We start from the raw sequence: 408 nt of genomic DNA, 5'->3' as shown, positions 1-408 counted from the left end.
CCAGGCGGGGCGACGCGGCCCTGCTCGAGGCCACGGCAAAGTTCGACCGGCTGACGTTGGATGCATCCAAGCTTCGCGTCACCGCCGCCGAGATCGAAGCCGCGACAAAGGCCTGCGATGCCGCGACCCTCGATGCGCTCAAGCTCGCGCGCGACCGCATCGAGACCTATCACCGCCGCCAGCTGCCGACGGACGAACGCTTCACCGACCCGCTCGGCGTCGAGCTCGGCTGGCGCTACACCGCGATCGAATCTGCCGGCCTCTATGTGCCCGGCGGCACCGCGGCCTATCCATCCTCGGTGCTGATGAACGCCGTGCCCGCAAAGGTCGCCGGCGTCTCGCGCCTCGTGATGGTGGTGCCCTCGCCCGACGGCAAGCTCACTCCGCTGGTGCTGGCGGCCGCGCATC

General features: G+C 70.1%; 1 protein-coding gene. It reads left to right on the top strand.

Translation table 11 applies throughout. The features are described 5' to 3' along the window. Nucleotides 1–408 (top strand): histidinol dehydrogenase (locus MOV75_RS42025; protein WP_247008769.1); only part of this gene is annotated, 408 nt, incomplete at both ends.

The sequence above is a fragment of the Bradyrhizobium sp. PRIMUS42 genome (assembly GCF_023006515.1).
GTDB lineage: Bacteria > Pseudomonadota > Alphaproteobacteria > Rhizobiales > Xanthobacteraceae > Bradyrhizobium.
Note: the sequence above shows the minus strand (reverse complement) of the source record. Positions and strands in the feature narration are given on the sequence as shown.